16 protein-coding genes are annotated in these 19,073 nt (G+C 74.1%); 5 read left to right on the top strand and 11 right to left on the bottom strand.

Going from position 1 to position 19,073, the window contains the following annotated elements; all coding sequences use genetic code 11:
• Positions 1-49 precede the first annotated feature (49 nt).
• The 3 genes from AB2U05_RS19800 to AB2U05_RS19790 all read right to left on the bottom strand — a co-directional run bounded on the left by AB2U05_RS19800 (position 50) and on the right by AB2U05_RS19790 (position 4,818).
• Positions 50-1,693, bottom strand: a complete 1,644-nt coding sequence (locus AB2U05_RS19800; RefSeq protein WP_045708441.1) for a succinic semialdehyde dehydrogenase — start codon at positions 1,691-1,693, stop codon at positions 50-52.
• An 89-nt stretch (positions 1,694-1,782) separates the two neighbouring features.
• Positions 1,783-3,555: a serine/threonine-protein kinase gene (locus AB2U05_RS19795; protein WP_045693009.1), complete on the bottom strand. Its 1,773-nt coding sequence runs from the start codon at positions 3,553-3,555 to the stop codon at positions 1,783-1,785.
• A gap of 162 nt (positions 3,556-3,717) precedes the next feature.
• On the bottom strand, positions 3,718-4,818 hold the full coding sequence (locus AB2U05_RS19790) for a protein kinase (RefSeq protein WP_369183854.1): 1,101 nt from the start codon (positions 4,816-4,818) through the stop codon (positions 3,718-3,720).
• 58 nt (positions 4,819-4,876) lie between these two features.
• Between AB2U05_RS19790 and AB2U05_RS19785 the strand changes: the two genes are divergently transcribed.
• Complete coding sequence (locus tag AB2U05_RS19785) at positions 4,877-5,473, top strand: SHOCT domain-containing protein (RefSeq protein ID WP_052706143.1); 597 nt, start codon at positions 4,877-4,879, stop codon at positions 5,471-5,473.
• Between the two features lie 19 nt (positions 5,474-5,492).
• Here AB2U05_RS19785 and AB2U05_RS19780 read toward each other — a convergent pair whose 3' ends face one another.
• Positions 5,493-7,457: a serine/threonine-protein kinase gene (locus tag AB2U05_RS19780; protein WP_369183853.1), complete on the bottom strand. Its 1,965-nt coding sequence runs from the start codon at positions 7,455-7,457 to the stop codon at positions 5,493-5,495.
• A 252-nt stretch (positions 7,458-7,709) separates the two neighbouring features.
• Here AB2U05_RS19780 and AB2U05_RS19775 point away from each other — a divergent pair, with 252 nt between their 5' ends.
• The gene (locus AB2U05_RS19775) at positions 7,710-8,273 is read left to right on the top strand and encodes a hypothetical protein (protein ID WP_369183852.1); all 564 of its coding nucleotides are present in this window, start codon (positions 7,710-7,712) and stop codon (positions 8,271-8,273) included.
• A 53-nt stretch (positions 8,274-8,326) separates the two neighbouring features.
• Here the strand turns inward: AB2U05_RS19775 and AB2U05_RS19770 are convergent, their stop codons facing one another.
• From AB2U05_RS19770 to AB2U05_RS19755, 4 genes are all read right to left on the bottom strand, one after another.
• Entirely contained in the window at positions 8,327-9,454 is a 1,128-nt protein-coding gene (locus tag AB2U05_RS19770; protein WP_045693013.1) for a GuaB3 family IMP dehydrogenase-related protein, read from the bottom strand.
• 184 nt (positions 9,455-9,638) lie between these two features.
• Complete coding sequence (guaB, locus tag AB2U05_RS19765; protein WP_045693014.1) at positions 9,639-11,141, bottom strand: IMP dehydrogenase; 1,503 nt, start codon at positions 11,139-11,141, stop codon at positions 9,639-9,641.
• A 248-nt stretch (positions 11,142-11,389) separates the two neighbouring features.
• Complete coding sequence (shbA, locus tag AB2U05_RS19760; RefSeq protein WP_045693092.1) at positions 11,390-11,995, bottom strand: RNA polymerase sigma factor ShbA; 606 nt, start codon at positions 11,993-11,995, stop codon at positions 11,390-11,392.
• Between the two features lie 467 nt (positions 11,996-12,462).
• Entirely contained in the window at positions 12,463-13,074 is a 612-nt protein-coding gene (locus AB2U05_RS19755; protein WP_014136228.1) for a response regulator transcription factor, read from the bottom strand.
• Positions 13,075-13,637: 563 nt separating this feature from the next.
• On the opposite strand from AB2U05_RS19755, the gene AB2U05_RS19750 reads away from it, so the two are divergent.
• Positions 13,638-13,964, top strand: coding sequence for a WhiB family transcriptional regulator (locus AB2U05_RS19750; RefSeq protein WP_031062931.1), 327 nt, complete (start codon positions 13,638-13,640; stop codon positions 13,962-13,964).
• A 119-nt stretch (positions 13,965-14,083) separates the two neighbouring features.
• Here AB2U05_RS19750 and AB2U05_RS19745 read toward each other — a convergent pair whose 3' ends face one another.
• From AB2U05_RS19745 to groES, 3 genes are all read right to left on the bottom strand, one after another.
• A complete protein-coding gene (locus tag AB2U05_RS19745; protein ID WP_369183851.1) occupies positions 14,084-15,079 on the bottom strand; it encodes a LysR substrate-binding domain-containing protein in 996 nt (331 codons plus the stop codon).
• Positions 15,080-15,264: 185 nt separating this feature from the next.
• A complete protein-coding gene (groL, locus tag AB2U05_RS19740; protein WP_045693016.1) occupies positions 15,265-16,893 on the bottom strand; it encodes a chaperonin GroEL in 1,629 nt (542 codons plus the stop codon).
• 116 nt (positions 16,894-17,009) lie between these two features.
• Entirely contained in the window at positions 17,010-17,315 is a 306-nt protein-coding gene (gene groES / locus AB2U05_RS19735) for a co-chaperone GroES (RefSeq protein WP_014136232.1), read from the bottom strand.
• Between the two features lie 249 nt (positions 17,316-17,564).
• Between groES and AB2U05_RS19730 the strand changes: the two genes are divergently transcribed.
• Both AB2U05_RS19730 and AB2U05_RS19725 read left to right on the top strand, forming a co-directional pair.
• Positions 17,565-17,879 (top strand): hypothetical protein, encoded by a 315-nt coding sequence (locus AB2U05_RS19730; protein ID WP_157882000.1) that lies wholly within the window; start codon positions 17,565-17,567, stop codon positions 17,877-17,879.
• Between the two features lie 17 nt (positions 17,880-17,896).
• The gene (locus AB2U05_RS19725; RefSeq protein WP_045693018.1) at positions 17,897-19,069 is read left to right on the top strand and encodes a class I SAM-dependent methyltransferase; all 1,173 of its coding nucleotides are present in this window, start codon (positions 17,897-17,899) and stop codon (positions 19,067-19,069) included.
• Positions 19,070-19,073: the final 4 nt, after the last annotated feature.

Genomic DNA, 19,073 nt, shown 5'->3' with positions numbered 1-19,073 from the left:
CACCGCTCCTTCGGGGATCGAACCTGTTGTGGGGGAAAGCAGTTCGGGGTTACTTGAAGCGCAGGGCCTTCAGCACCCGCAGCCCGCCGGTCATCACGGCGGCGAACTTCCGGTCGTCCAGGCCGAAGGCGGGCGCGATCGGCATCAGCCGCTGGGTCGCGATGGTCTGCGCCTCGGTGAAGCGCAGGATGCCCTCGGAGCCGTGCCGGCGGCCCAGCCCGGAGTCGCCCATGCCGCCCATCGGGGAGGCGACCGAGCCGTAGGTGGCCGCGTAGGCCTCGTTGACGTTGACGGTGCCGGTGCGCAGCCGGGCCGCGACCGCCCGTCCGCGCCGGTGGTCCCTGGTCCAGACGCTGGAGTTCAGGCCGTACGGCGTGGAGTTGGCGGCGGCCACCGCCTCGTCCTCGGTGTCGAAGCGGTACACCGAGACGACCGGGCCGAAGGTCTCCTCGGCGCAGACCGCCATCTCCGGGGTCACCCCGTCGAGGATGGTCGGCTCGTAGAAGTACGGGCCGAGGTCCGGCCGGGCGCGGCCGCCGGCCACCACCGTGGCGCCCGCCTTGACGGCCTCCTCGACGTGCCGGGTGGTGGTCTCCAACTGCCGGACGGAGACCAGCGATCCCATGTCGGCGCCGTACGCGAGCCCGCCGCCGAGGCGCAGCGCCCGGGTGCGGGCGGCGAAGCGCTCCAGGAACTCGTCGGCCACCGAGCGGTGCACCAGCAGCCGCTCGATCGAGATGCACAGCTGCCCGGCGGAGGAGAAGCAGGCCCGGACGGCGCCCGCGGCGGCGGCGTCGAGGTCGGCGTCGGAGAGCACCAGCATGGCGTTCTTGCCGCCGAGTTCGAGAGAGGCGCCGACCAGCCGGGCGGCGGCGCGCTGGGCCACGTCGCGGCCGGTGCGGGTGGAGCCGGTGAAGGAGACGTAGTCGGCGTGCTCCACCACGGCGGGGCCGATCACCGGCCCGTCGCCGATCACGATCTGCCACAGGTCGGCCGGCAGCCCGGCCTCGATCAGCAGCTCGCGGGCCCACAGGGCGGTCAGCGCGGTCTGCGTGTCGGGCTTGTTGACCACCGCGTTCCCGGCCACGAAGGCGGGCAGGGCGTCCCCGACGGACAGCTCCAGCGGGTAGTTCCAGGGCGAGATGTGGCCGACCACGCCCTTGGGGCGGCGGGCCTCGACCGCGTGGGTGAGCACCGGCAGCGCGCCGCCGCGCCGCTTGTCCCGCAGGTAGCCCTGGGCGGCGCGCCCGTAGTGCCGGGCGGCCATGGCGACGGCCAGCACCTCCTCGAAGGCGTGCAGCCGGGCCTTGCCGGTCTCGGCCTGGACGAGGTCGAGCACCTCGTCCTGCCGCTTCAGCAGCAGGTCGTGGAAGCGCAGCAGGACGGCGGCGCGGTGGCGCACCGGCAGCGCGGCCCAGGCGGGCTGGGCGCGGCGGGCCAGCTGGAACGCGACCTCGACGTCCGCGGGGGTGGACTGCGGCAGGGCGGCCAGCCGCTCGCCGGTCAGCGGGGCGACGGTCTCCACCAGGCTGGGCTCACCGGTGGCGGTGACGCCCGCCGCGAGCCGGCCGACCAGGGACGGCGGGACGGCCGAGGAGACCGTCCGACCGCCGCCGGGGGCGGCCGGGTTGCCGCCGGCCGGGCCGGCGTCGGGGTGGTCGAGGGCCGCTGCGCCTGCTGTGAGGTCCGACATACGGCGCAGCCTAGGCGCTCGGCGGCCGGTCCGGTACCCATGGGTAACAAGAATCTGCCGGTGTCGGACGAACGCGGCGGACCCCGCCGTCAGCGGGTCGGGGTGAAGGCGTTGAGCACCGTTCGGAACCGCTGCTCGGCCTCGGTCCACTCGGTGCCCCGGTCCGGGCTGGAGGAGTAGATCGCGTACCCGGTGCCGTCCTCGTCGATGAACTCGGCCTCGATCGCCCGCCGCCGGCCGCCCTCCTTGGCGAGGTAGCTGAACTCCCAGACGGCCGCCTCGTGGCTGTTCACCGCGGCGCCGGTCAGCTGGTGCTGCTTGTAGTCCTTCAGCGACTTGGAGACGCTGCCCTCCATCTGCCGCATGTGGTCCAGCGGCTTGACCGACTGGCCCACGGTGACGGCGAACTGCAGGTAGTGCGTCTTGTTGTCGGGCGTGTAGAAGATCTGGTTGGCGTCCCCGGAGATCACCCGCTGCCAGGCCGGAGTGCCGTTGGGCAGGGGGAAGCGGAAACCGGCCGGGTCGTCCACCCAGTGGTAGCCGGCGGGCGCGGCCGGGCCGGGGCCGGGCGGGTTGGTCGGGTCCGGGTCGGCCGGGGTGCTGGTGGTCGTGGGGTCGGCGGTCGACGGGCCGACCATGTGCCGGGTGGCGAAGAAGGTCGCCCCGGCGGCCAGCACGCCCACGGCCAGCCCGATCGCGGCGAGCTTCAGCAGGTTGCGGCGCCGGGCCGGACCGCGCGCGGGCGTGACGGAGTGCGCGACCGGGCGCGCACCGGGATCCGCGACCGGCGCGTTGGCGTGCGCGACCGGCGCGACGGCCGTGGTGGGCGCGTGCGACTGGGCGAGTGCGCCCCCGGCGGTGTCCACCGCGACGGCCGACTGGCGCGGCTCGGTCGGCCCCTCCGACCCTTCCGGGGCGTCCCCGGCCGGCGGCGCCTCCTCCGGGTGGTCGCTGCGGTCCACCACCGGGACGGACTGGGTGGGCGTGCGCGTCGAGGGCACGGACTTCAGGCCCATCGTGTGCCCGGACCGCACCTCGGCCAGCATCCGGGCCGCCTCGTCCGCGGTCGGCCGGTCGGCCGGGTCCTTGGCCATCAGCGCGGCCAGCACCGGCCCGAGCGGCCCGGCCCGGCGGGACTCCGGCAGCGGCTCGTCGACCACCGCGGCCAGCGTGGTGATCGGCGAGTCCCGGCGGAACGGCGACCGGCCCTCGACGGCCGCCCACAGCGTCGCGCCGAGGCCCCACAGGTCGGAGGCCGGCCCGGGCCGCTCGCCCTGGGCGCGCTCCGGCGCCAGGTAGTCCGGCGAGCCGACCAGGTCCCCCGGCCGGGTCAGCTCGGTCGAGCCCTCGTACTTGGCGATGCCGAAGTCCAGCAGCACCACCCGCCCGGTGCCGCGCTCCAGCAGCACGTTGGCCGGCTTGACGTCCCGGTGCAGCACGCCCAGCTGGTGGCCGCGGTGCAGCGCCGCCAGCACCTGGCTGCCGACCTCGGCGGCGGCGCGCGGCTGCAGGGTGCCGTCCTGGCTGATCACGTCGGCCAGCGAGCGGCCGTCGACCAGCTCCATCACGATCCACGGCCGGCCGTCCTGCTCCAGCACGTCGTGCACGGTGATCACGCCGGGGTGCTTGATCCGCGCGGCCGCACTGGCCTCGCGCTTCATCCGGGCGTGCAGGATCTGCAGGTCCTCCTCGGGGAGGTGGTTGACGGTCAGCTCCTTGACCGCGACCTCGCGGTCCAGCATGCGGTCCCAGGCCCGCCAGACCGTACCCATCCCACCGCGGCCGAGCCGCTCGCCCAGCTCGTACCGCCCGGCCAGCAGCCGCTCCACCTCGGCCGCCTCCGGCCGGTCCTGCCCGCCCATCGGCGACCGCTCCCCCGCTCATCCGCCTGCCGTCACCGCGACGGAGGAGGGCCTGTCCAGACCACTGTTCGAACTGATTCCACGCACAGATTAGGCGCACCCCGCCGGGCCCGGTAATCACGTCCACGGGCCGGGTCGCCCGCACGGCGCGCAGCCGGGCCGTCAGCCTGCGAACAGCACCACGGCGGCCAGCGCCAGCGCCAGCAGCACGAACACGCCCCCCACCAGCAGCGGACCGAGCAGGGCCGGGGGTATCCGGGGCGGCCTCGCCCGGTCGTCCGCCGTCCGCTCCGTCCCCGCGGCCCGGGCCGGACGCCGGCGCGGCCGCTGCGGCACCAGCGGCGCCGCCGGCTTCAGGGCCACCTCCCGCGCCACCGCCTCGCGCGCCGCCCGCTCCTCGTCGACCGGCTCCGGCGCGCCCGCCAGCAGCGCCGCCAGCTCCCGCCGGACGTCCTCGGCGCTCGGCCGCAGCGACGGGTCGGGCTGCAGCAGCCGCTCGGCCAGCGGCGCCAACGGCCCGCACACCACGCTGGGTTCGCGCCGCCCGTCCCGGACGGCCGTCACCAGCTCCGGCACACCGCCCTCCGGGAACGGCGAGCGGCCGGTGACCATCCGCTGCAGCAGCGCGCCGAGCGCCCAGCAGTCCCCCGCCGGGCCGCCGTCCAGCGGCCAGCGCTCGGCGACCGGGCCGACCAGGGTGGCCCGGACGTCGTACCGTCTGCGCCCGCCCGGCCCGCCGAGGTCCTCGGCCAGCGCCTCCTCGGCGACCCCGGAGAGCAGCCCGCCGAGCATCGCCGCGCCGTCCTCGCAGACCAGCACCGACTCGGCCGTGACGTTCCCGTGCGCGAGCCCGGCGCCGTGCAGCGCGCGCAGCGCGCCGGCCAGGTCCGCCGCCAACTCGGCCGCCCGGTACGGCGGCACCGGCCCCGCGGCGAGCAGTTCGGCCAGCGAGCAGCCGGCCGGCCGCTCCTCGACCGTCCACAGCAGCTCGCCCTCGGCGAAGGCCCCGACACCGCGCAGCAGCCGGGGGTGCCAGGTCGGCGCCGCGGCACCGGCCGCCGCCACCCGGCGCACCAGCCGGTCCGCCTGCGCGGGCAGCGGGTCGTCCAAGCCCTGACCGGCGGTCAGCAGCGCGGGCAGCTCCAGCCCGCGGAGCAGCACCGATTCGCCGTTCTGCTCGTCCACCGCCCGGGCGCGCAAGGGTTCGGGACGGTCCGTCAGCCGGTACCGCCCTGCCAGCAACTGCCCGGGGCCGCCTCGCATGCCAGTTCCTCTCGCTCACCGAGCAGCCTACTGAGCGGCTCCTTATACGCTCGATCCCATGGACTGGACCGAACTGATCGACACCGCCTTCAAGGTGGCGGGCAACAGCAACCAAGCCAACCAGGCCGCGGCCCTGCGCACGGTCGAGGCCACCGTGCTCGCGGGCGAGTCGCCCGTCGCCTCCACCGCCGGGCGCCACCCCGACCACTTCCGCCGGGGCGCACTGGTGCTGACCACCCATCGGCTGCTCTTCCTGAAGGACGGGAAGCCGCCGGTCCCGGTTCCGCTCGCCGCCGTCACCGACGCCTCCGTGGTCCGGACCAAGTTCAACGGCGAGGTGCTGACGGTCGTCGCGCTGACCGGTGCGCACCGCTTCGAGGACGTGATCAAGGGCGAGGTCTTCGCCGAGCAGATCCGGGAGGCCGCCCGGCGCGCCCGCACCGCCCCGCCCGCCGGCGCCGCACCGGCCCACGACACCGCACCGGCCGTCGTCGCCGCGCCGCCCGCCGCCCTGCCGCCCGCCGACGCCGCCCCGGCCGAGCTCGACGCGGGCGAGCGGCTCCTCGGCCAGCTGGAGCGGTTGGCCGCCCTGCACGCCTCCGGGGCGCTCACCGACGAGGAGTTCGGCCGGGCCAAGCAGCGCCTGCTCGGCTGAGCCCCGCGCCCGGCCGGCGCTACGGCGCCGGCTGGAAGCTGCCGAACACGACGTCCCGGGCCTGGGCCTGCGCGGCCCACTGCGCGTCCGGGACGATCCAGTAGATCGAGTAGCCGTACTTGGCCGGACTGCCGGTCACGAAGCCGCGGTTGAGCGAGTGGGTCTTGGGGGTGCCGTTGGTCCACTCCCAGTCCGCCGCGTTGCTCCACTGCCGGTAGCTGATCGCCGCCAGGTTCAGCCGCTGGTAGTTGGTCACCTGCCCGCGCACGTTGGGCTCGGAGTCCTGCCAGTCGGCGAGGGCGCTCGCGCCCGGCGAGGTGGTCCACTCGATCCGCAGCTGGCTGCCGTCCGCGGCGTTCTTGAAGATCCGCCGGTTGCCGTCCGAGCCGGCCGGCTGCAGCCAGTCCGGCAGGGTGACGGAGAAGCCGCTCGGGTCCTTGTACTCGTGGAACCCGGCGGGCACCGGAGCGCCCGGCGCGGCCTGCGTCGTGCTCGGGGCGGGCGCCGGGGGCTGCGCCGCGGGCGTGGTGGCGGCGGGCGGGGGCGGCGCGGCGGCCGAGCTCGCGCCGGTGGCCGGCGGCTCGGTGGGCGCCGGCGTGGTGGGGGCGGGCTCGGTGGGCGCGGACGCGCTCTGGCTCGGGGTCGCCTCGGTGCTCGCCACGACGGGCGCGGCGGAGCCGGCGCCGTGCGCGGTCCCGCCGGTCGCGCCGTCGTCCCCGCCGACCGCCCGGACCACCGCGACCACCCCGGCGATCAGCAGCAGCACCAGCACCACGGTGACCACGGCCAGCCGCCGCCGGCCCTTGCGCGGGTCGGCGCCGGCCGCCTGCGTGGCGCCCCTGGTCCACTCGCTGGTCACCGGCCGGATCGGCTCGGGCTCCGGCGCGGAGGCGGCCCCGGCCGCGGCGGCAGCGGCCGGCTCGGCCGCCGGCTCCACGGCGGCCGCCGGCTCCTCGTCCCGCGCCCGGCTGCCGACCCGGACGGTCCCGAGCAGCCCGCCGACGGTCCGTCGACGCTCCGGCTCGGCCCGCGCCGGCTCGGCCTGCAGCGGATCGGCCTGCGCCGGCTCGGTCTCCGCCGGCTCGCCCTTCGCCTCCTCGGCGGCGGGCTTCAGCGGCACCGCGTGCTCGGTGGTCGACTCCGCCTTCGCGGTGGCCTCGGCGACCACCCGCTTCAGCATCGACCGGGTCTGCGAGGCGTCCAGCCGCTTCGCCGGGTCCTTCTCCAGCAGCCCCTCGATCACCGGCAGCAGCGGCCCGGCGTTCGCCGGCACGGTCAGGTCCTCGGTCATCACCGCGGTCAGCGTGGCCAGCGCCGAGCCCCGGTCGTACGGCGGCCGGCCCTCCACCATCGCGTACAGCGTGCCGCCGAGCGACCACAGGTCGGCGGGCGGGCCGGGCTTCTGCCCGCGCGCCCGCTCCGGGGATATGTACGAGGGCGCGCCGACCAGCATGCCGGTGGAGGTGACGGAGGCGTCGCCCTCCACGCTGGCGATGCCGAAGTCGGTCAGCACCACCCGGCCGTCCTCGCCGATCAGCACGTTGGACGGCTTCACGTCACGGTGCAGGATGCCCAGCGCGTGCGCGGACATCAGCACGCCCAGCACGTCCAGCGCGATCTCGGCCGCCCGGGCGGGCTCCAACGGCCCGTCCTCGCGGACGACGTCGGCCAGCGAGCGGGACTCGACCAGCTCCATGACGATCCACGGCCGGTCGTCCTCCTCGACCACGTCGAAGACGGTCACCGCCGAGTTGTGCCGGATCCGCGCGGTCGCCTTGGCCTCGCGCAGCGTCCGGACGATCAGCCGGTGCTTCTCCTCCTCCTCGACGCTGGCGTTCATCCGCAGTTCCTTGACCGCGACGGTCCGGTCCAGCATCTCGTCCTCGGCGCGCCAGACGGTGCCCATGCCGCCGCGCCCGAGCACCGCGGTCAGCCGGTAGCGGCCGGCCAGCAGGCGGCCGGTGGAGCCCTGCGCCTCGGTCATTCGGAACGTTCCCCCATGTGCTGCCGGCGGTCGTGGTGACGGCGCGTCGGCCCTGCCGGGCCCGGACGGCCAAGCCTCCATCATCCCCTGTCCCGCGGGCCCACGACCACCCACCCCCTGCCCCGAGCCCGGACGAACCGGAACGCTCGCGGCGCTCCGTGCCCGATCTGTGATCGAAAACTCGCCGAGATCCGTCCGAAACGCTGCTACCGTTCGGCAGCTTCATCGTCTTTCCGGGGGGACTCGACGCCCATGACCGCACCCGCACCGGACGCTGACGGCCAGTCGGTCCGCCCGCCCACCGCGCAGCACTACACGGTCGCACCGCTCCCGGCCGCGCCCGAGGGGTACGTCGCCCCCGGCATGCCCGGCGCCCCGGTCACGGGGTACGAGCCCGTCGCCCCCACCCACCGGGCGGCCCCGCGCCGCCGCACCGCCCCGGCGATCGCCCTCGCCCTGCTCGCCGCGCTGCTCGGCGCCCTGGCGTACGGCTGCGCCCCGCTGCGGGCGGCCGACAGCCTCGGCTGGCTGGCCATCGCCCAGGCCGGCCTGATCGCACTCCCGCTCGGCCGGCTCGGCGGCCCGAGCCGCCTGCTCCCGCCCCTCGGCGCCCTGCTCGCGGCGGCCGCCCTGTTACTCGGCCAGCTCACCCAACACCTGCGCCAGGTCCGCGCCGACGGCCCCGGGCCGGACGGCCTGCCGCACGACGCGCTGGCCGGCTGGCGCGCCGACCTCCGGCCGCTCGACCTCGCCTTCTACGCCATCGCGCTGATCGGCGGCTACCTGCTCACCCGCCGCGCCGCCACCCGCACCTAGGCCCTCGCCCGCCCCCGGTCTCCGGGGGCCGGCGAGGGCCTTCGTCAGCGGACTCAGCGGTGGTTGAGCGCCGGGTTGACCGTCACCTCGACCCGCTGGAACTCCTTGAGCTCCGTGTAGCCGGTGGTGGCCATCGCCCGCCGCAGCGCGCCGAACAGGTTCATCGTGCCGTCCGGGGTGTGCGAGGGACCGGTCAGGATCTCCTCGGTGGTGCCGACGGTGCCGAGGTTGACCCGCTTGCCGCGCGGCAGCTCCTCGTGGACGGCCTCCATGCCCCAGTGGAAGCCCTTGCCGGGCGCATCGGTGGCCCGGGCCAGCGCGGCACCGATCATCACCGCGTCGGCGCCGCAGGCGACGGCCTTCGGGATGTCGCCGCTGTAGCCGACGCCGCCGTCCGCGATCACGTGCACGTAGCGGCCGCCGGACTCGTCCATGTAGTCGCGACGGGCGGCGGCCACGTCGGCGACGGCGGTGGCCATCGGCACCTGGATGCCCAGCACGTTCCGGGTGGTGTGGGCGGCGCCGCCGCCGAAGCCGACCAGCACACCGGCCGCGCCGGTCCGCATCAGGTGCAGCGCGGCGGTGTAGGTGGCGCAGCCGCCGACGATCACCGGGACGTCGAGCTCGTAGATGAACTGCTTGAGGTTCAGCGGCTCGGCGGCGCTGGAGACGTGCTCGGCCGAGACGGTGGTGCCGCGGATGACGAAGACGTCGACGCCCGCGTCCACGACGGCCTTGGAGAACTCGGCGGTGCGCTGCGGCGAGAGCGCGGCGGCGGTGACCACGCCGGAGTCGCGGACCTCCTGGATGCGCTGCTTGATCAGCTCGGCGCGGATCGGCGCGGCGTAGACCTCCTGCAGGCGGCGGGTCGCGGCGGCCTCGTCGGTGATCGAGGCGATCTCGTCGAGCAGCGGCTGCGGGTCCTCGTAGCGGGTCCAGAGGCCTTCGAGGTTCAGCACGCCGAGGCCGCCGAGCCGGCCGATGGCGATGGCCTGCTGCGGCGAGACCACGCTGTCCATCGGGGCCGCCAGGAAGGGCAGCTCGAAGCGGTAGGCGTCGATCTGCCAGGCGATCGAGACCTCCTTCGGGTCCCGGGTGCGACGGCTGGGGACGACGGCGATGTCGTCGAAGGAGTACGCCCGGCGGCCGCGCTTGCCTCGCCCGATCTCGATCTCAGTCACTTCGAGCCCTTCTGGTTTGTTGCTCATGCCCGCCGGGTCACCCCGGCCGCCCTCCAGTATCCCGTACCGCGGCTCGCGCGCTCGCCTCCGAGCCGAAGGCCGCGGGAGGGGCCGCCGCCCGGACGGCCCGGCCCCCGGACACGCGGAAGGGCCCGCCGGAGCGGGCCCTTCCCGGGTCAGCGCGTCAGCGGGCCGAGTAGTTCGGCGCCTCGACGGTCATCTGGATGTCGTGCGGGTGGCTCTCCTTGAGGCCCGCCGCGGTGATCCGGACGAAGCGGCCCTTGCTCTCCATCTCGGCGATGGTGGCGGCGCCCACGTAGCCCATGGTCTGGCGCAGGCCGCCGACCAGCTGGTGCAGCACGGCCGACAGCGGGCCGCGATACTGCACCTGGCCCTCGATGCCCTCGGGGACGAGCTTGTCGTCCGAGGCCACCTCGGCCTGGAAGTAGCGGTCCTTGGAGTACGAGCGGCCCTGGCCGCGCGACTGCATGGCGCCCAGCGAGCCCATGCCGCGGTAGGACTTGAACTGCTTGCCGTTGATGAACAGCAGCTCGCCCGGGGACTCCTCGCAGCCGGCCAGCAGCGAGCCGAGCATCACGGTGTCGGCACCGGCGGCCAGCGCCTTGCCGATGTCGCCCGAGTACTGCAGGCCGCCGTCGCCGATGACCGGCACGCCGGCCGCCTGGCAGGCCTGGGCGGCCTCGTAGATGGCGGTGATCTGCGGGACGCCGATGCCGGCGACCACGCGGGTGGTGCAGATGGAGCCGGGGCCGACGCCGACCTTGACGCCGTCCACGCCGGCGTCGATCAGCGCCTGGGCGCCGTCCCGGGTGGCGACGTTGCCGCCGACCACGTCGACCTTGACGGCCGACTTGATCTTCTCGATCCAGGCCAGCGCGTTGTGGCTGTGGCCGTGCGAGGTGTCGACGACCAGGAAGTCCACGCCCGCCTCGACCAGGGCCTGGGCCCGGTCGAAGGCCTCGGCGCTGGCGCCCACCGCGGCACCGACCAGCAGCCGGCCCTCGGCGTCCTTGGCGGCGTTCGGGTACTGCTCGGCCTTGACGAAGTCCTTGACGGTGATGAGGCCCTTGATCCGGCCCTCGTCGTCGACCAGCGGCAGCTTCTCGATCTTGTGGCGGCGCAGCAGCGCCATCGCGTCCTCGCCGGAGATGCCGACCTTGCCGGTGATCAGCGGCATCGGGGTCATGATCTCGCGGACCTGGCGGCTGCGGTCCGACTCGAAGGCCATGTCGCGGTTGGTGACGATGCCGAGCAGCTTGCCGGCCGCGTCCGCGATCGGCACGCCGGAGATGCGGAACTTGGCGCACAGCGCGTCCGCCTCGGCCAGCGTGGTGTCCGGGCCGACCGTGATCGGGTCGGTGACCATGCCGGACTCGGAGCGCTTCACCAGGTCGACCTGGTTGGCCTGGTCCTCGACCGACAGGTTGCGGTGCAGGACGCCGACGCCGCCCTGGCGGGCCATCGCGATGGCCATCCGCGCCTCGGTGACCTTGTCCATCGCCGCGGACAGCAGCGGGATGTTGACGCGGACGTTGCGCGAGACCCGGGAGGAGGTGTCCACCTGGTTCGGCAGCACCGCGGAAGCCCCGGGCAGCAGCAGGACGTCGTCGAACGTGAGCCCGAGCATCGCGAACTTCTCGGGTACGCCTGCGGCGTTGTAAGACATTTCGGGGGTACCTTCCGTGGCCGGCTTGATCCGCTCGCGCCCTGAGGGTGGGGGCGCATACATCGCTCACTCGTCCGGACCGCCGAAAGCCGGGTGGCTATGGAGGAACCTCCAAAGGAACCCCGCGTTCACCCGCGAAACTTTGGCGACCCGCCCAGGCGCCGATACCCCATGGTACTGGCACCGCGAATGTGTCCTCGTGTGCCCTTGACAACAACCACCCCCCGTGGGCCATTCCGGCCCCGGGTTCAGGACGACTCCTCCGCGAGCGCCCGCAGCCGGCTGAGCGCCCGGTGCTGCGCGACCCGGACGGCGCCCGGCGACATCCCCAGCACCTCGCCGGTCTCCTCCGCCGACAGCCCGGCGGCCACCCGCAGCAGCACCAGCTCGCGCTGGCGGGCCGGCAGGTTGGAGAGCAGTTCCTTGGCCCAGGCCGCGTCGCTGCTCAGCAGCGCCTGCTCCTCCGGGCCGAGCGCCTCGTCCGGCACCTCCGGCAGGTCGTCCTGCGGCACCACGGTCGAGCCGGGCCCGCGCATCGCGGCCCGCTGCAGATCGGCGATCTTGTGCGCGGCGATCCCGTAGACGAAGGCCTCGAACGGCCGCCCCTGGTCCTTGTACCGGGGCAGCGCGCACAGCACCGCGACGCAGACCTCCTGCGCGACGTCGTCCACGTGGTGCCGGGCGCCGCCGGGCAGTCGGGCCAGCTTGGCCCGGCAGTACCGCAGCGCGAGCGGGTGGACGTAGGCGAGCAGCGCTTCGATGGCCGGCCCCTCGCCCCGGACGGCGTCCCCGACCAGCTCGCCGACCAGCGGCGAACCGCCCGTGCCGAGCACCGGCGGACGGCTGGGCCTCATCGGCCCGCCGGGTTCGCCGGCGGCGCCGGAGTCGGTGTACGACGGATCGAGACCCGGCGCGGAGGGCTCGGCCTCCACCGGGTCCGCCTGGCCGGCCGCACCGGCGACGTCGTCACGCATCGGTCCATGGTGCCTGGTCGACCGGGAAAACGCGGCACCGCGTCCGGAGTTGTGCACCGGAACGTTATGCGCTGCGACACCGTACGGCGTGCCGCCGGGCACCACCGGCCCCTCCTGCACCGTGCCGCCTCCCGCCCCGCCGTGGTCGGCGGTCCCGTCCGTCGCGCCGTCCGCCGAGTGTGCCGAGTGTCCTGCGGCTGCGTGGTTCGCCGCAGTGCCTGTCCGCTGGTCCCCGAGGTGCTCCACTCCTCCATGGTGCAACCTCGGGGCCGCGACGTCACACGCCCGTGCGGTGTCCGCCTCCGGATTCGACGGCGGCGCGCCGCAGCCGACGGCGCCGCCGGCGGTCAGCGGACCAGGCCCCAGCGGAAGCCCAGCGCCACCGCGTGCGCACGGTCGGAGGCCCCGAGCTTCTTGAACAGCCGTCGGGCGTGGGTCTTGACGGTGTCCTCGGAGAGGAACAGCTCACGGCCGATCTCGGCGTTGCTGCGGCCGTGGCTCATGCCTTCGAGCACCTGGATCTCACGCGCCGTCAGGGTCGGCGCCGCGCCCATGTCCGGGCTGCGCAGCCGGCGCGGGGCGAGCCGCCAGGTCGGGTCGGCGAGGGCCTGGGTGACGGTGGCCCGCAGCTCGGCGCGCGAGGCGTCCTTGTGCAGGTACCCGCGGGCGCCGGCGGCCACCGCGAGCGCGACACCGTCGAGGTCCTCGGCGACGGTGAGCATGATGATCCGCGCGCCCGGGTCGGCGGACAGCAGCCGCCGGACCGTCTCCACCCCGCCGAGGCCGGGCATCCGGACGTCCATCAGGACGAGATCGGAGCGGTCGGCCACCCAGCGGCGCAGGACCTCCTCCCCGTTCGTCGCGGTGGTGACCCGGTCCACACCGGGTACGGTCGCGACCGCGCGGCGAAGCGCCTCGCGGGCGAGCGGGGAATCGTCGCAAACGAGAACGGAAGTCATGACCGTCGTCCTCCGCAGCTGATCCGCGTCACGTTGAGCCTCCTGGCTGGTACGAACCTCTCCGACACGGCCGATCGGCGACAGACTCCGTGCTGATCGCCCCAACTCGTCCGCGATCGTTCCCGACGTCCGGCGCCCGCTAACCGCCTCCGCACTTCCAACGACCGTCACTCGAATGAGTTACGGCCTTCAGGGCCATCTCCACCACTGTACGTGGCCAACCCGTTACCGATCAGCCGCATCGCGGTGCACACGCCGCACTTTTCCGCAGCTCGCGCGCGGTGGGCGCGCGACCCGCACACCGGTGCGGAGCGTCGCGCGCCCGCCGGACACCCGATTGCCACGTCCGCGCCCGCCCAAATCCCTTGCCCCCTTTGCCCGTTTTTATAGCTTTCGTATGGTCATTGACTGTTGTGCCAGTCTGTGGGTGACTTGTCCATGGAGTTGCCTTAAGTCATATTTCCAGGTGTCCACACCGGTGCATCGACGCCCCGCCGCAACGCCCGGCAGCAGCCCGCCGAGCGTCCGGCCCACGGCAGACGAGCCTCTGAAGGGAATGAGCCATGGCAGATTTCTCCCGCCTCCCGGGCCCCAACGCGGACCTCTGGGACTGGCAGCTCTCCGCGGCCTGCCGTGGCGTGGACAGCTCGCTCTTCTTCCACCCCGAGGGCGAACGCGGCGCGGCACGCAGCTCGCGCGAGACCAGCGCCAAGGAGGTGTGCATGCGCTGCCCGGTGATCGCCGAGTGCGCGGCGCACGCGCTGGCGGTCCGGGAGCCGTACGGCGTCTGGGGCGGGATGACCGAGGACGAGCGCGAGGAGATGCTGGGCCGCTCGCGGCACCGGCTGGTGGAGGTCCCGCTGACCCCGCCGGCGATCGCGCAGCGTTAGCCCCGGCCGCCACGACGCGCCGTGGAGAAACGTTTCTTCGCGGCGCCACCGACCCGGCGCCACCGACCCGGCACCCCCGATCCGGCGGACCGGGCCTCGCGGACCGGGCCCACCGGCCGTCAGCGGTCGGCAGCCGCCCCCGCCAGCCGCTCCAGCATCAGCGCCACCGCCGGCACCTCGGCGAGGTCCGGCAGGGTGAGCGCCACCACCTGACGCACCGCCGGCGCCCCGGCGGCCGTCCGCACCGGCACCGTCGACACGCCGTCAGGACGCACCGACTGCAGCGCCAGCCGGGGCAGCACCGCCACCCCCAGCCCGGCCGCCACCAGGCCGACCACCGCCGGGTAGTCGTCGGTCGCGAAGTCGATCCGGGGCTCGAAGCCCGCCGCCGCGCACAGCTCCACCAGGTGGCCCCGGCACTGGGGGCAGCCGGCGATCCACTGCTCCCCCGCCAGCTGAGCCAGCTCCACCGGCCCGCCGCGCCCGGCCAGCGGGTGCGCGGCGGGCAGCAGGCCCACCAGCGGGTCGTCCAGCAGCGGGGTGGCCACCAGGTCGGACCAGTCGGCGCCGGCGCTCAGCTGCTGCGCCTCCAGGTTGGCCTCGGCGCGCGCCTCGCGCGCCGTCCCGTGCGCGGGCGCCGCCGGCGCACCGCCGCCCGACTGCGGGTAGCGGAAGGCCAGCGCGATCTCGCACTCGCCGCCGCGCAGCATCGCCAGCGACTCCGGCGGCTCCGCCTCGACCAGCGACACGCGCACCCCCGGATGGCCGTCCCGCAGCCGGGCGACGGCCGGCGGCACCAGGGTGGAGCTGGCGGTCGGGAAGGACACCAGCCGCACCCGCCCGGCCCGCAGCCCGGCGATCGCGGCCACCTCCTCCTCGGCGGCGGACAGCCCGGCCAGGATCCCGGTGGCGTGCTTGAGCAGGACCTTCCCGGCCTCGCTGAGCTGCATGCCCCGGCCCGAGCGGACCACCAGCGGGGTGTCCACGGACTTCTCCAGGGCCTTCATCTGCTGGCTGATGGCGGGCTGCGTACAGCCCAGCTCGCGGGCGGCCGCGGAGAAGGAGCCGGTGCGGGCGACGGCACGCAGGACGCGCAGATGGCGGGCCTCGATCATGCCTCAGTTATAAGGCAATCTTTGCCAGGAGCAAAATTCTTCTGATAGTTGAGTCTTCAAGCGGATCGTACCGGAGCCGCCGCTCGGAGGGCGGCTGCCGCCGCCGACGCCGGAGGCCCGGCCCGCCGCCCCGAGGGGCGCGGACCGGGCCTCCGGTCAGCCGTTCAGGCCGTCAGGCGCGGGCCTCAGTGGGAGTGGCCGTGACCGCCGTGCGAGTGACCGGCGTCGGCCTCCTCCTCCTTCTTCTCCACCACGAGGGTCTCGGTGGTGAGCAGCAGGGAGGCGATCGAGGCGGCGTTCTCCAGGGCGGAGCGGGTGACCTTGACCGGGTCGATGACGCCGGCCTTCACCAGGTCGCCGTACTCGCCGGTGGCCGCGTTGTAGCCCTGGCCGATCTCCAGGTCGGCGACCTTGGAGGTGATGACGTAGCCCTCCAGGCCGGCGTTCTGGGCGATCCAGCGCAGCGGCTCGTGCAGCGCCTTGCGGACCACGGCGACACCGGTGGCCTCGTCGCCCGACAGGCCCAGGCCGTCGTTCAGCACCTTGGCGGCGTGGACCAGGGAGGCGCCACCACCGGCGACGATGCCCTCCTCGACCGCGGCGCGGGTCGCCGAGATGGCGTCCTCCAGGCGGTGCTTGCGCTCCTTCAGCTCCACCTCGGTGGCGGCGCCGACCTTGATGACGCAGACGCCGCCGGCCAGCTTGGCCAGGCGCTCCTGCAGCTTCTCGCGGTCCCAGTCGGAGTCGGTGGCGGCGATCTCACCCTTGATCTGGGCGACGCGGCCGGCCACGGCCTCGGTGTCACCGGCGCCGTCGACGATGGTGGTCTCGTCCTTGGTGATGGTCACGCGGCGGGCGGTGCCCAGCACGTCCAGACCGGCCTGGTCGAGCTTGAGGCCGACCTCCTCGGAGATGACCGTGCCGCCGGTCAGGACGGCCAGGTCGCCGAGGATCGCCTTGCGGCGGTCGCCGAAGCCCGGGGCCTTGACGGCGACGGCGTTGAAGGTGCCGCGGATCTTGTTCACGACCAGGGTCGACAGCGCCTCGCCGTCGACGTCCTCGGCGATGATCAGCAGCGGCTTCGAGGCACCGCTCTGCAGGATCTTCTCCAGCAGCGGCAGCAGCTCCTGGATGGAGGAGATCTTGCCCTGGTTGATCAGGATGTACGGGTCCTCCAGGACCGCTTCCTGGCGCTCCGCGTCGGTGACGAAGTACGGCGACAGGTAGCCCTTGTCGAACTGCATGCCCTCGGTGAAGTCCAGCTCCACGCCGAAGGTGTTCGACTCCTCGACGGTGATGACACCGTCCTTGCCGACCTTGTCGATCGCCTCGGCGATCAGCTCGCCGACCTGGGCGTCCTGGGCGGAGAGGGACGCGACGGCGGCGACGTCGTCCTTGCCCTCGATCTCGCGGGCCACGGACAGCAGGTGCTCGGAGACGGCGGCGACGGCCTTGTCGATGCCCTTCTTCAGGGCGGCCGGGCCGGCGCCGGCGGCGACGTTGCGCAGACCCTCGTTGACCAGGGCCTGGGCCAGCACGGTGGCGGTGGTGGTGCCGTCGCCCGCGACGTCGTTGGTCTTGGTGGCGACCTCCTTGACGAGCTGCGCGCCAAGGTTCTCGTACGGGTCGTCCAGCTCGACCTCACGGGCGATGGTGACACCGTCGTTGGTGATGGTCGGGGCGCCGAACTTCTTGTCGATGACGACGTTGCGGCCCTTGGGGCCGATGGTCACCTTGACGGTGTCGGCCAGCTTGTTGACACCGCGCTCCAGCGAGCGGCGGGCGTCCTCGTCGAACTGCAGGATCTTCGCCATGTTCCCTATTCCCTCGGGGCTGCGGCCGGCCCACCGGCCGCCGAACTACGTGAACCAACAACCACGCCCCGGGCCCCTGTCACTTGGGACACGGATCCGGGGCGGGTCGGAACGACTTACTTCTCGATGATCGCGAGAACGTCGCGGGCCGAGAGGACCAGGTACTCCTCGCCCTGGTACTTCACCTCGGTGCCGCCGTACTTCGAGTACAGGACGATGTCACCCACGGCGACGTCGAGCGGCAGACGCTGGCCGTCCTCGAAGCGGCCCGGGCCGACAGCCAGGACGACGCCCTCCTGGGGCTTCTCCTTGGCGGTGTCCGGGATAACCAGGCCGGAGGCCGTGGTGGTCTCGGCGTCGAGCGGCTGGACCACGATGCGGTCCTCGAGCGGCTTGATGGCAACCTTGCTGCTGGTGGTCACGTCCGAGCTCCCCTTCGGAGATTACGGGGTTTTCTAACGGGTAGGGGCGAAACCTGCGGGCCTGCCGTCGCGGGGGTCAGACACGCGCCTTCGCGTTAGCACTCCCCCAGTGGGGAGTGCCAAGGACGACCATAGGCCGGTGTTAGCACTCAGTCAACCAGAGTGCCAACGACGCGCCCCGGAGCCCGGCGCGACGATTGAGTAGCCGTACTCATGTGCGACAGCGGCCCGGCGGCCGACACTCGGGCCATGCCCCAGAAGCCCACGCGCGTGGACCCGGCGCTGTCGGACGACCTGGTTCCGGCCCTGCTGCTCCTGCCCCTGCTGGCGGTCCTCCCGCTCGTCGCCCTCTCGCTCACGATCGCGCTCGTCATGAACGTGCCCGGCCACGCCCAGGAACTGGTCCTGACGGTCGCCCTGTTCGTCGACACGGCGCTCGTCCTCGGGGTGCCCGGCGCGGTGGCCTTCCGCACCTGGCGCAAGGGCTACCGGGTCCTCCCGGTCGTCGCCGGGCTGGCGCCGTTCGTCCTGCCGCTCTGGTTCGTCCTGAGCCGTCACCACTGACCGGCGAGAATGGCCCCGTGGACACCGAGAACCTCCAGCCGCTGCTGACCCCCCAGGGCCAGGCCCTGCTCGCCGAGCTGCGCGAGTTCGCGCCCGAGGAGGAGCTGGCGCTGGCCACCCGGCTGCGGCGGGAGCACCCGGCGGAGCTGGTCTCGGCGGCGTTCGGGCAGGCCCGGCTGCGGCAGCGGGCGCGGGCGAAGTTCGGCGCGGACGCCGACCTGATGTACTTCACGCCCAACGGCGTCGAGCAGTCCACCCGGCGCAGCGTGGCCGAGTGGCGGGCCCGGCGGTTCGCCGAGCTGGGCGTCCGGCGCCTCGCGGACCTGTGCTGCGGCATCGGCGGGGACGTGCTGGCGCTGGCCCGGGCCGGCATCGAGGTGCTGGCCGTCGACAAGGACCCGGCGGCCTGCGCCGCGACCGCCGCGAACGCCGCCGCGCTGGGCCTGGCCGAGCTGGTCGAGGTGCGCTGCGCGGACGTCGCCGACGTGGACGTCACCGGCTACGACGCGGTGTTCACCGACCCGGCCCGGCGCACCGCGCGCGGCCGGGTGTTCGATCCGGAGGCGTACGCCCCGCCGCTCTCCTGGGCGATCGAGGCCGGCCGGCGGACCCCGATCGGCGCGCTGAAGGTGGCCCCGGGCATCCCGCACGAGGCCGTACCGGCGGACGCCGAGGCCGAGTGGGTCTCCGACCACGGGGACGTCAAGGAGGCCGTGCTCTGGTTCGGCACCGGGGCCGCCCGCCCGCACCGCGCCACCCTGCTGCCGCAGGGCGCCAGCCTCGCCGGCGGCGACCTGCCCGACCCGCCGGCCGGCCCGGTCGGGCGGTACCTGTACGAGCCGGACGGCGCGGTGATCCGGGCCCACCTGGTGGCCGAGGTCGCCGAGCAGGTGCGCGGGCGCCTGATCGACCCCAAGATCGCCTACCTGACCTCGGACGACCTGGTCGCCACCCCGTACGCGCACGCCTTCGAGCTCACCGACGTCATGCCGTTCCACATCAAGAAGCTGAAGGCGCTGCTGCGCGAGCGCGGGGTCGGCACGGTGGTGATCAAGAAGCGCGGGATGGCGATCACCCCGGAGGAGCTGCGGCGCCAGCTCAAGCCCTCCGGGCCGAACACCGTCACGGTGGTCCTCAGCCGCACCGACCACGGGCCGCTGATGATGCTGGGTCAGCCGGTCCGGGCTTAAGGGG

This window comes from Streptomyces sp. Y1 (assembly GCF_041053115.1).
Lineage (GTDB): Bacteria > Actinomycetota > Actinomycetes > Streptomycetales > Streptomycetaceae > Kitasatospora > Kitasatospora rubellomurina.
This window is presented reverse-complemented; position numbering and strand designations above follow the sequence as displayed.

Excerpts from the sequence above, each read along its gene's own strand:
- AB2U05_RS19800 (WP_045708441.1), bottom strand. The coding sequence starts at position 1,693 with ATGTCGGACCTCACAGCAGGCGCAGCGGCCCTCGACCACCCCGACGCC.
- AB2U05_RS19795 (WP_045693009.1), bottom strand. The coding sequence starts at position 3,555 with ATGGGCGGGCAGGACCGGCCGGAGGCGGCCGAGGTGGAGCGGCTGCTG.
- AB2U05_RS19790 (WP_369183854.1), bottom strand. The coding sequence starts at position 4,818 with ATGCGAGGCGGCCCCGGGCAGTTGCTGGCAGGGCGGTACCGGCTGACG.
- AB2U05_RS19785 (WP_052706143.1), top strand. The coding sequence starts at position 4,877 with ATGGACTGGACCGAACTGATCGACACCGCCTTCAAGGTGGCGGGCAAC.
- AB2U05_RS19780 (WP_369183853.1), bottom strand. The coding sequence starts at position 7,457 with ATGACCGAGGCGCAGGGCTCCACCGGCCGCCTGCTGGCCGGCCGCTAC.
- AB2U05_RS19775 (WP_369183852.1), top strand. The coding sequence starts at position 7,710 with ATGACCGCACCCGCACCGGACGCTGACGGCCAGTCGGTCCGCCCGCCC.
- guaB (WP_045693014.1), bottom strand. The coding sequence starts at position 11,141 with ATGTCTTACAACGCCGCAGGCGTACCCGAGAAGTTCGCGATGCTCGGG.
- shbA (WP_045693092.1), bottom strand. The coding sequence starts at position 11,995 with ATGAGGCCCAGCCGTCCGCCGGTGCTCGGCACGGGCGGTTCGCCGCTG.
- AB2U05_RS19755 (WP_014136228.1), bottom strand. The coding sequence starts at position 13,074 with ATGACTTCCGTTCTCGTTTGCGACGATTCCCCGCTCGCCCGCGAGGCG.
- AB2U05_RS19750 (WP_031062931.1), top strand. The coding sequence starts at position 13,638 with ATGGCAGATTTCTCCCGCCTCCCGGGCCCCAACGCGGACCTCTGGGAC.
- AB2U05_RS19745 (WP_369183851.1), bottom strand. The coding sequence starts at position 15,079 with ATGATCGAGGCCCGCCATCTGCGCGTCCTGCGTGCCGTCGCCCGCACC.
- groL (WP_045693016.1), bottom strand. The coding sequence starts at position 16,893 with ATGGCGAAGATCCTGCAGTTCGACGAGGACGCCCGCCGCTCGCTGGAG.
- AB2U05_RS19730 (WP_157882000.1), top strand. The coding sequence starts at position 17,565 with ATGCCCCAGAAGCCCACGCGCGTGGACCCGGCGCTGTCGGACGACCTG.